The following is a 9,933-nucleotide window of genomic DNA, read 5'->3' as shown; positions in this document are numbered from 1 at the left end:
CTGCGCGCCGGGCGCGACGCCGGTGCGCCGCGCACGGCGCCGGGCCCCGTGCCGCGCGAGTACGCCCGCCGCGGCGAGCACGACCCCGGCAGCCCCGGCGCGCTCGACCTGCTGGTGGAGCGCGTGGAGGACTACCGGGCGACCGTCACGCGGGTCGCGCGGGCCGAGGACGTCGCGGGCGTCGTCGCCCGGCTCCTGGCGGAGGCCGGCTCGGTCGCCGTCCCACCCGGCGTCGACCGCGCGTGGCTGGCGGGCGCGGGCGCCGCCGTGCACGTCGACGGTGAGCCCGCACCGCTGACGGCCGCCGACCTGGACGGGGTGGACGCCGTCCTCACCGGCGCGGCGGTCGCCGTCGCCGAGACGGGGACGCTCGTCCTGGACGCCTCGGCCGGCGACCAGGGACGCCGCCTGCTGACCCTCGTCCCCGACCACCACGTCTGCGTCGTCCGCGCCGAGGACGTCGTCGGCACGGTCCCGGAGGCGCTCGCCCGCCTCGACCCGCTGCACCCGCTGACCTTCGTCAGCGGCCCCAGCGCCACGAGCGACATCGAGCTCGACCGGGTCGAGGGCGTCCACGGGCCCCGGCGCCTCGACGTCGTCCTCGTGGGCTGACGTCGTCCCTCGTGGGCTGACGGGGCCGCCTCAGGCCCGGGGCGCCGGCGCCGCCGCCAGCCACCGCACGAGCCGGTCGAGGAGCGCCCGGTGCCCGGCGCTCGCGAAGGACCGCTCGTCGTGGCCGAGGGCGTCGTAGGCCGTGCGCCGGCCGCCCGGCTCCTCGCGGACCCACGCCAGGGGGTGGGTGCGGCCGTCGTGCTCGGCGTCCGCGAGCACGACGACGTCGTCCGCGACGCGCAGGTCGCAGTAGACCTCGTCGACGAGCTCGACGACGTCGGGCACCGCAGGCCCGTCCTCGGCCAGCAGCGGGTGCGCCCCCCGGCGCACGCGCACCGACGCCGGCCCGATCTCCGGGTGCCAGGTGACGTCGCGGACCCAGCGCCCGCCGAGGCGGCCCTTCCACGCGGGGACCTCGACGAAGGACGTCGCGGCGACGTGGCAGCCGAGCAGGGCCCGCCCGTCGGCGCAGAAGGCGCGCAGCCCTTCCAGCGCCGGGCCCGGGGCGGGCGAGGGCGCGCCGTCGCGGGGGAGGCCCACGGACAGGACGAGGAGGTCCGGGCGGGCGGCCGGGTCCACCAGCCGCGCGAGGGCGTCCTCGACGGCGCCGTCCTCGTCGGGCGTGACGTCGACCTCCAGGCCGGTGCCGCGGACGACCTCCGCGACCGCGGCGGCGGTCACGGGGAAGGGGTGCCACGGGTCGGCGTAGCGCCCCGCCCCGGCGACGACGAGGGCGCGACCGGCGGGCGCGGCGGGGGCGGACGGGCTGCTCATGCGGCCTCCTCGGGACGGGCGGTCGGGCGGGCCCGCCTAGACTGCCGTGACCCCGACCTCCAGCGAGACGAGCGCACACCCATGCCCGCACCCGCCACCGCGACCGCCACGGCGACGCGCGCGACCATCCGCAACCTCGCGATCGTCGCGCACGTCGACCACGGCAAGACGACGCTCGTCGACGCGATGCTCAAGCAGGCGGGAGCCTTCGCCGAGCACCAGCACGTCGACGAGCGGGTCATGGACTCGGGCGACCTCGAGCGCGAGAAGGGCATCACCATCCTCGCGAAGAACACCGGGGTGCACTACCGCGGCCCCTCGGTGCCCGAGGGCGTCACGCCCGAGGAGGGCGTGACGATCAACATCATCGACACCCCCGGCCACGCCGACTTCGGCGGCGAGGTCGAGCGCGGGCTGTCCATGGTCGACGCCATCGCGCTGCTCGTCGACGCCTCCGAGGGCCCGCTGCCGCAGACGCGCTTCGTCCTGCGCAAGGCGCTCGCCGCGAAGCTGCCGGTGATCCTCGTCGTCAACAAGGTCGACCGCCCCGACGCGCGCATCGAGGAGGTCGTCTCCGAGACCTACGACCTCTTCCTCGACCTCGCCACCGACATCCCGGGCGCCGAGGACCTGCTCGAGTTCCCCGTCGTCTACGCGTCCGCCCGCGCGGGCCGCGCGTCGATGACGAAGCCCGACGACGGCTCGCTGCCGGACTCGGAGAACCTCGAGCCCCTCTTCCGCACGATCATGGAGCACGTCCCGGCGCCGTCGTACGTGCCGGACGCGCCGCTGCAGGCGCACGTGACGAACCTCGACGCGTCGCCGTTCCTCGGCCGCATCGCGCTGTGCCGCGTGCGGCAGGGCACGATCCGCAAGAACCAGCAGGTCACCTGGTGCCGCGCCGACGGCACCCAGCAGCGCGTGAAGATCACCGAGCTGCTCATGACGGAGGCGCTCACCCGCGTGCCCGCCGAGGAGGCCGGGCCCGGCGACATCATCGCCGTCGCCGGCATCCCGGAGATCACCATCGGCGAGACCCTCGCGGACGCCGACGACCCGCAGCCGCTGCCGCTCATCACGGTCGACGAGCCGGCGATCTCCATGACGATCGGCACGAACACCTCGCCGCTCGCCGGCCGCGGCGCCAAGGGCGCCAAGCTGACCGCCCGGCTCGTCAAGGACCGGCTCGACCGCGAGCTCGTCGGCAACGTGTCGATGCGCGTGCTGCCCACCGAGCGCCCCGACGCGTGGGAGGTGCAGGGCCGCGGCGAGCTCGCGCTGGCCATCCTCGTCGAGCAGATGCGGCGCGAGAACTTCGAGCTGACCGTCGGGAAGCCGCAGGTCGTCACGCGGGAGATCGAGGGCAAGCTCCACGAGCCGGTGGAGCACCTCACGGTCGACGCGCCCGAGGAGTACCTCGGCGCCATCACCCAGCTGCTCGCCGTCCGCAAGGGCCGCATGGAGCAGATGAGCAACCACGGCACCGGCTGGGTGCGGATGGAGTTCCGCGTGCCGAGCCGCGGGCTCATCGGGTTCCGCACCGACTTCCTCACCGAGACGCGCGGCACGGGCATCGCCCACCAGGTCTTCGACGGCTACGAGCCGTGGTTCGGCGAGCTGCGCACGCGCCCGTCCGGCTCGATGGTCGCCGACCGCGCGGGCGCGGCGACGACGTACGCGATGACGAGCCTGCAGGAGCGCGGGACGCTCTTCGTCGACCCGACGACCGAGGTCTACGAGGGCATGGTGGTGGGCGAGAACAGCCGCGCCGACGACATGGACGTCAACATCACCAAGGAGAAGAAGATGACCAACGTCCGCTCCAACGCGGACGAGCTGGAGCGCCTCGTGCCGGCCCGCCGGCTCTCCCTCGAGCAGAGCCTCGAGTTCTGCCGCGAGGACGAGTGCGTGGAGGTCACCTCCACCGCGGTGCGCATCCGCAAGGTCGTCCTCGACCAGAACGCCCGCAGCCGCACCGCCCGCGCCGCCAAGCGCTGAGGCCCGGCGCCGGCCCTGCGACGTCCGAGCGCCGGACGACGCACGAGGGGCGCACCCGCCGCGGCGGGTGCGCCCCTCGTGCGTCCGTCCCCCGGGGACCGGGGGAGGCCGGTCAGCTCAGCCGCTGCTTCGGCGAGCTGTCGGCCGTGAGCGCCGGGTCGGTGGCCACGGCGTCGCCGAGGGCCTCGTCGATCTTCGCCATGGCGTCGGCGGGGATGCGGACGCCGGCGGCGGCCGCGTTGTCGTGCACCTGCTCGGGCTTCGACGCGCCGATGAGGGCGGCCGCGACGTTGTCGTTCTGGAGCACCCAGGCGACGGCGAGCTGGGCCATGGACAGGCCGAGGTCGGAGGCGACCGGCTTGAGGTCCTGCACGCGGCCGAGGACGTCGTCGGACATCCAGCGGCTGATCATGTCCTTGCCGCCCTTGCTGTCCGTGGCGCGCGAGCCCTCCGGGGGCTGCTGGCCCGGCACGTACTTGCCGGTGAGCACGCCCTGGGCGATGGGCGACCACACGACCTGCGAGATGCCGAGCTCGCGCGAGGTCGGCACGACCTCGCCCTCGATGACGCGCCACAGCGCCGAGTACTGGGGCTGGTTCGAGACGAGCTGGAAGCCCATCTCCTCCGCGAGGGCGTGCCCGGCGCGCAGCTGGTCGGCCGTCCACTCGCTGACGCCGACGTAGAGCACCTTGCCCTGGCGGACCAGGTCGGCGAAGGCCCGCATCGTCTCCTCGAGCGGCGTCGCGTAGTCGTACCGGTGCGCCTGGTAGAGGTCGATGTGGTCGGTCTGCAGGCGGCGCAGCGACCCCTCGCAGGACTCGAGCACGTGCTTGCGCGAGAGCCCGGTGTCGTTGGCGCCCTTCGGGCCCGTCGGGAAGTAGACCTTGGTGAAGATCTCCAGCGACTCGCGCCGCTCGCCCTTGAGCGCCTCGCCGAGCACCGTCTCGGCGCGGGTGTTGGCGTAGGTGTCGGCGGTGTCGAAGGTCGTGATGCCGGCGTCCAGCGCGGCGCGGACGCAGGCCGTGGCGGCCTCGTCCTCGACCTGCGAGCCGTGCGTGAGCCAGTTGCCGTAGGTGATCTCGGAGACCTTGAGGCCCGAGCGTCCGAGGAAGCGGTAGTCCATGGGCGCCAGCCTGCCGCCGCCCGGTCGCCCGCGCGCGGCGGGAACGCCGGGGGCGCCCTCGGCGGGCGCCCCCGGACGGGCTCAGACCTCGCGCTCCTTCGGCGAGCTCTCGAGCGTGCGCGCCGGGTCGGTGACGACGGCGTCGCCGAGCACCTCGTCGATGCGCGCCATCGCGTCGGCCGGCAGGCGCACGCCCGCGGCGGCGGCGTTGTCGGCCACCTGCTCCGGCTTCGAGGCGCCGATGATCGCGGTGGCGACGTTCTCGTTCTGCAGGACCCAGGCGACGGCGAGCTGCGCCATGGACAGGCCGAGGTCGGACGCGACGGGCTTCAGGTCCTGCACGCGGGCGAGGACGTCGTCGGACATCCAGCGGGCGATCATCCCCTGGCCGCCCTTGCTGTCCGTGGCGCGCGAGCCCTCCGGGGGCTGCTGGCCGGGCACGTACTTGCCGGTGAGCACGCCCTGGGCGATGGGCGACCACACGACCTGCGAGATGCCGAGCTCGCGGGAGGTCGGCACGACCTCGCCCTCGATGACGCGCCACAGCGCCGAGTACTGGGGCTGGTTCGAGACCAGCTGCACGCCCAGCTCCTCCGCGAGGGCGTGGCCCGCGCGGATCTGGTCGGCGGTCCACTCGCTGACCCCGAGGTAGAGGACCTTGCCGGCGCGGACGAGGTCGGCGAAGGCCTGCATCGTCTCCTCGAGCGGCGTGGCGTAGTCGTAGCGGTGCGCCTGGTAGAGGTCGATGTGGTCCGTCCGCAGGCGGCGCAGGGAGCCCTCGCAGGACTCGGTGATGTGCTTGCGCGACAGGCCCGTGTCGTTGGGGCCCTTGGGGCCGGTGGGCCCGAAGACCTTGGTGAGGATCTCGAGGGACTCGCGCCGCTCGCCCTCCAGCGCCTTCCCCAGGACGGTCTCGGCCGCGGTGTTGGCGTAGACGTCCGCGGTGTCGAAGGTCGTGATGCCGGCGTCCAGCGCGGCGCGGACGCACGCCTGCGCGGCGTCGTCCTCGACCTGCGAGCCGTGCGTGAGCCAGTTGCCGTAGGTGATCTCGGAGATCTTGAAGCCCGAGCGGCCGAGGTGTCGGTGGTCCATGGCGCAACCCTCCTGCCGTCGTCCGCGGTGCGCCCGCCGACGGGCGGTGGGCGAGCCGGAGGAGGGGCGGCGGGGGCAGGATGGCCGCGTGACGACGACGCCCGAGCACCCCGCCGAGCCCGACCCCGTCGCGCCCGGCACCACCCCCGGCGCCGACGGCGCGGAGCAGGCCGTCGCCGACGACGTCGCCCAGGACGTGCTGCAGCAGGCGGCCGACGCCCTGGACGAGGCCGTCGAGCGCGAGCTGGAGCCCGGCGAGGCCGAGGCCATGGAGTCCCTCGACACGCCCCACCGGCTGCTGCTCGTCCACGCCCACCCCGACGACGAGACCATCGCGACGGGCGCGACCATCGCCGCCGCGGCGGCGGCCACCGGCACGTCGGTCACCCTCGTGACCTGCACGCGCGGCGAGCGCGGGGAGGTGCTCCCCGCGGTGCTGGCCGACCACCCGGGGGTCGACGGCGACGAGGAGGCGCTCGCCGACCTGCGCGTGCAGGAGCTGGCCGCCGCGGCCGAGGCGCTGGGCCTGGACGACCACCGCTTCCTCGGCGCCGACGCCACCGGCCCCGACGGCGTCCCGGTGCGCTACCGCGACTCCGGGATGGCGTGGGCGCCCGGCCCCGACGGGGAGGGCGGGGGAGACGGGACGAGCGCCCGCGCCGTGCCCGCGCCGGACGCCCCCGCGGGCGCCCTGTCGCTGGCCCCGCTGGACGAGGCGGCCGAGCACCTCGCGCGCGTGCTCCGGGAGGTCCGCCCGCAGGTCGTCGTCACCTACGAGCCGGGCGGCGGGTACGGCCACCCCGACCACGTCCGCGCCCACGAGATCACCCTCCGCGCCGTCGAGCTGGCCGAGGACCCGGCGGGCGCCGCCCCCTGGTCGGTGGCGCGCGTGCTGGGGCACGTGGCCGACGCCGAGCAGCTGCGCGCCGGTCTGCGGCAGCTGCGGGCCGACGGGCTCGCGACGATCGACCCGGACGGCGAGCTGCCGAGCCTCGCGGTGGGCGCGGACGACGTCGACGTCGTCGTCGACGCCTCCGCCGAGCTGCCGGCCAAGGTGGCCGCGCTGCGGGCCCACGCGAGCCAGGTCGAGCTCGGGCCGCGCTCCATGGCCATGACCAACGGCCTCCACCAGCCGCTCTCGGGCGTGGAGTCCTACCGGCTGCTGCGGGGGGAGCCGGTGCGCGCGCCCGGCGGCGAGCCCCTCACCGACCTGTTCGCGGGGCTCGCCTGAGCGCCGGGCCGTCGGGCGGGGCGAGGCCGGAGGAGGAGCCGTCGGGCGGGGCGAGGCCGGAGGAAGGCCCGGCGGGCGTGGCGAGGCCGTCCGACGGGAGCGCGCCGCCCGTCGACGTCGACGAGTACCGGCGGGCCGCCGGCCGCTTCGCCAGCGGCGTCTGCGTCGTCAGCACGCGCCTGCGGGGCCACGACCACGCCATCACCCTGAGCAGCTTCGCGTCGGTCTCCCTCGACCCGGTGCTCGTGCTCGTGTGCGTGCACGCCGACGCCCGCTTCTACGACGCCGTCGAGGAGACGGGCACGTGGGGGCTGAGCGTTCTCGCCGCGCGGGCGCGGCCCGCCGCGACCTGGCTCGCCACCCCGGGGCGGCCCGTCGTGGACCAGCTCGCGCGCGTGCCCCATCGGCGCGGCCCGCTCACCGGCGCGGCGCTCCTCGAGGAGTCCGTCGCGACGATGGAGTGCGCGACCGAGGCCGAGCACCCGGCCGGGACCCACGTCGTCCTCGTCGGCCGCGTGCTCGGCGTCTCCCTGGCGCCCGAGGACGAGCGCCCGCTGCTGCACCACCGCGGCGCCTACGCCGAGCTCTGAGGCCGGCGGGCGGCGGGCCGGAGCCGCAGGCCGCTGTCCCCGGGCACGTACCATCCCCGGATGCCCGAGGCCGACCCCAGCGCCGACCAGCCGACCGCCGAGACCGCTCCCACGACGGCCGGCGAGCCCGACGGGACCGCACGTCGCCGCCGCTGGCCCTGGGTGGTCGGCGGCGTCGCCGTCCTCGTCGTCGGCGGCTACGGGAGCGCGGCGGCCCTGACCGCGGACCGGGTCCCGTCCGGCACGACGGTGCTGGGCGTGCCCGTGGGCGGCCTCGACCGCGAGGAGGCCGGGGCGGTCCTGCAGGAGGAGCTGCTGCCGCGCGCCCAGGAGCCGGTGCCCGTCAGCGCCGGCAGCGCGACGGCGGAGCTCGTGCCCGCCGACGCGGGGCTCGGCCTGGACGCCGGCGCCACGCTCGACGACCTCACGGGCTTCTCGCTCGACCCCCGCGTGCTCTGGCGGCACGTCGTCGACCGGGGCGAGGAGGTCGAGCCCGTCGTCGTCGTCGACGACGACGCTCTCACCTCCTCCGCCGAGGCCCTGGTCGACCCCACCCGCGTGCCGCCGCAGGAGGGCGCCGTCGCCTTCGACGCGGAGGGCTTCACGACCACCGCGGCCACCACGGGCTCCGAGCTGGACGCCGCGGGCGCCGCCGACCTGCTGCGCGAGCAGTGGCCGGGCCTGCTCGCGGAGCCGGTGGGCGGCGACCCGCTCGAGCTGCCGACCCGGCCGCTCGAGCCGGTGGTCGACCAGGCGGCCGTCGACGCCTTCACCTCCTCCTTCGCCGAGCCGGCCGTCGCCGGGCCGCTGCCCGTGCGGGTGGGCACGGCCGCGACCGAGCTGCCCGTCGCCTCCTTCGCGCCGCTGCTGGCCGCCGAGCCCACCGACGACGGCGAGCTGGCGCCCGTCGTCGACGCCGGGGCGCTGCGGGGAGCGCTCCTCGAGGTGGCGCCCGAGCTGGACGCGGCCGCGCAGGACGCCACGCTCGAGCTGCGGGGCGGCCGGCCCGTCGTCGTGCCCGCCGTGGTGGGCCGCAGCGTCGACGCCGAGGTCCTCGCGCCCGCGGCGCTCGCCGCGCTGGCGGCACCCCCGGGGCCCGAGCGGGTCGCCGCCGTCGACTCCGCCGAGGTGCAGCCGGAGCGGACCACGGCCGACGTCGAGGCGCTCGGCGTCACCGAGGTCATCTCCGAGTTCTCGACACCCCTGCGCGGCAGCAACGCCGGGCGGCTGCAGAACGTCGGGACCGCGGCGCGGACGGTCAGCGGGACCCTGCTCGCCCCCGGCGAGGTGTTCGACCTCAACGACGTCCTCGGCCGTCGCACGGCCGCCGCGGGCTACGCCGAGGCGACCATCATCAGCGGCGGCCGGTACGTCGAGAGCTACGGCGGCGGGGTCTCCCAGATCTCGACGACCCTCTACAACGGCGCCTTCTTCGCCGGGCTCGAGCTGCTCGAGCACCGGCCGCACTCCTTCTACATCTCCCGCTACCCCGAGGGCCGCGAGGCGACGCTCGACTTCGCCACCATCGACATGCGCTTCCGCAACGACACGAGCACCGGCGTCCTCATCGAGATGAGCGCCTCCTCGAGCCCCTCGGGCGACGTCACGGTGCGCTTCTGGGGCACGGACGTCAGCGACGTCTCGACCTCGACGAGCAGCCGCCGCGACGTCACGCAGCCGACCAGCCGCGAGCTCGACACCGACGACTGCATCCCGTCCACGGCCAGCGAGGGCTTCACCGTCACGGTCACCCGGACCGTCCGCCGCGGAGGCGCCGTCGTCCACGACGACCGCGACGTCGTCCGCTACGACCCGGTGCCCGGCATCACCTGCGCCTGACCAGTCCGCCCTCCCGGGGGCGGGGCGTCACCGGTCCGCCCTCCTCCGGGGCCCCGGGAAGGGCGAGTCGTCGCCGGTCCGCCCTCGGCCGGGGGCCGAGGAGGGCGAGTCGTCGCCGGTCCGCCCCCGGGCTCAGGCGCGCGGCGCCTCGCGGTAGGCGTAGCGGTGGTGCTCGACGAGGCCGAGCGAGGCGTAGAGGGCCCGGGCGCCGTCGTTGCCGTCGGCCACCTGCAGCGCCAGGCGCTCGGCGCCGCGCCCGGCCGCCCACGACGAGAGCTCGGCGACGGCCGCGCGGGCGAGCCCCCGGCGCCGGTGCGCGGGCGCGACGGCGAGGTCGGTGAGCACGGCCCAGCCGTCGGCCACGGCCATCCGGCCGGCCGCGACGGCGTCGGTGCCGGGACGGACGACGGCGAAGGCCTGGTCGGGCGCGGAGAGCAGCAGCGCGGCCACCACCGGGTCGTCAGCCTCGCCGGGGCGCACGAGGCGCGACCACGCGGCGTCGGGGGCGCGCAGGAGGTCGACCGGTGCGGTGGCGGTGTCGGAGGCTCCGGGCAGGGCGCCGACCATGACGGTCGTCGGGCTGACGCGCGCCCAGCCCCGCCCGTCGAGCTCGGCGTCGAGGTCCTCGACGGCGGCCAGGCCCGCGGCGTCCGCCCGCGCGGCGGCGCCGACCG

The 9,933-nt window shown here is 76.3% G+C and carries 9 protein-coding genes; 5 read left to right on the top strand and 4 right to left on the bottom strand.

Annotated features, from left to right (window positions below):
- Positions 1 to 612 (top strand): LutC/YkgG family protein, encoded by a 612-nt coding sequence (locus HLB09_RS08905; protein ID WP_171203036.1) that lies wholly within the window; start codon positions 1 to 3, stop codon positions 610 to 612.
- A 30-nt stretch (positions 613 to 642) separates the two neighbouring features.
- Here the strand turns inward: HLB09_RS08905 and HLB09_RS08900 are convergent, their stop codons facing one another.
- Positions 643 to 1,386: a ThuA domain-containing protein gene (locus HLB09_RS08900; protein ID WP_171203035.1), complete on the bottom strand. Its 744-nt coding sequence runs from the start codon at positions 1,384 to 1,386 to the stop codon at positions 643 to 645.
- An 81-nt stretch (positions 1,387 to 1,467) separates the two neighbouring features.
- Between HLB09_RS08900 and typA the strand changes: the two genes are divergently transcribed.
- On the top strand, positions 1,468 to 3,384 hold the full coding sequence (typA, locus tag HLB09_RS08895; RefSeq protein WP_171203034.1) for a translational GTPase TypA: 1,917 nt from the start codon (positions 1,468 to 1,470) through the stop codon (positions 3,382 to 3,384).
- Between the two features lie 112 nt (positions 3,385 to 3,496).
- On the opposite strand, the gene HLB09_RS08890 is transcribed toward typA, so the two are convergent.
- Both HLB09_RS08890 and HLB09_RS08885 read right to left on the bottom strand, forming a co-directional pair.
- Entirely contained in the window at positions 3,497 to 4,507 is a 1,011-nt protein-coding gene (locus HLB09_RS08890; protein WP_171203033.1) for an aldo/keto reductase family protein, read from the bottom strand.
- An 81-nt stretch (positions 4,508 to 4,588) separates the two neighbouring features.
- Positions 4,589 to 5,599 (bottom strand): aldo/keto reductase family protein, encoded by a 1,011-nt coding sequence (locus tag HLB09_RS08885; RefSeq protein ID WP_171203032.1) that lies wholly within the window; start codon positions 5,597 to 5,599, stop codon positions 4,589 to 4,591.
- 88 nt (positions 5,600 to 5,687) lie between these two features.
- Between HLB09_RS08885 and mshB the strand changes: the two genes are divergently transcribed.
- The 3 genes from mshB (at position 5,688) to HLB09_RS08870 (ending at position 9,259) form a co-directional block, all read left to right on the top strand.
- Positions 5,688 to 6,830: an N-acetyl-1-D-myo-inositol-2-amino-2-deoxy-alpha-D-glucopyranoside deacetylase gene (gene mshB, locus HLB09_RS08880; RefSeq protein ID WP_212770803.1), complete on the top strand. Its 1,143-nt coding sequence runs from the start codon at positions 5,688 to 5,690 to the stop codon at positions 6,828 to 6,830.
- A gap of 77 nt (positions 6,831 to 6,907) precedes the next feature.
- Complete coding sequence (locus HLB09_RS08875; RefSeq protein ID WP_171203031.1) at positions 6,908 to 7,420, top strand: flavin reductase family protein; 513 nt, start codon at positions 6,908 to 6,910, stop codon at positions 7,418 to 7,420.
- A 60-nt stretch (positions 7,421 to 7,480) separates the two neighbouring features.
- Positions 7,481 to 9,259: a VanW family protein gene (locus HLB09_RS08870; RefSeq protein ID WP_171203030.1), complete on the top strand. Its 1,779-nt coding sequence runs from the start codon at positions 7,481 to 7,483 to the stop codon at positions 9,257 to 9,259.
- A 132-nt stretch (positions 9,260 to 9,391) separates the two neighbouring features.
- On the opposite strand, the gene HLB09_RS08865 is transcribed toward HLB09_RS08870, so the two are convergent.
- Positions 9,392 to 9,933 (bottom strand): GNAT family N-acetyltransferase (locus HLB09_RS08865; protein WP_171203029.1); only part of this gene is annotated, 542 nt, incomplete at its 5' end.

Origin of the sequence: Pseudokineococcus marinus (assembly GCF_013004605.1) — a bacterium.
GTDB lineage: Bacteria > Actinomycetota > Actinomycetes > Actinomycetales > Quadrisphaeraceae > Pseudokineococcus > Pseudokineococcus marinus.
This window is presented reverse-complemented; position numbering and strand designations above follow the sequence as displayed.

Excerpts from the sequence above, each read along its gene's own strand:
- HLB09_RS08900 (WP_171203035.1), bottom strand. The coding sequence starts at position 1,386 with ATGAGCAGCCCGTCCGCCCCCGCCGCGCCCGCCGGTCGCGCCCTCGTC.
- typA (WP_171203034.1), top strand. The coding sequence starts at position 1,468 with ATGCCCGCACCCGCCACCGCGACCGCCACGGCGACGCGCGCGACCATC.
- HLB09_RS08890 (WP_171203033.1), bottom strand. The coding sequence starts at position 4,507 with ATGGACTACCGCTTCCTCGGACGCTCGGGCCTCAAGGTCTCCGAGATC.
- HLB09_RS08885 (WP_171203032.1), bottom strand. The coding sequence starts at position 5,599 with ATGGACCACCGACACCTCGGCCGCTCGGGCTTCAAGATCTCCGAGATC.
- HLB09_RS08870 (WP_171203030.1), top strand. The coding sequence starts at position 7,481 with ATGCCCGAGGCCGACCCCAGCGCCGACCAGCCGACCGCCGAGACCGCT.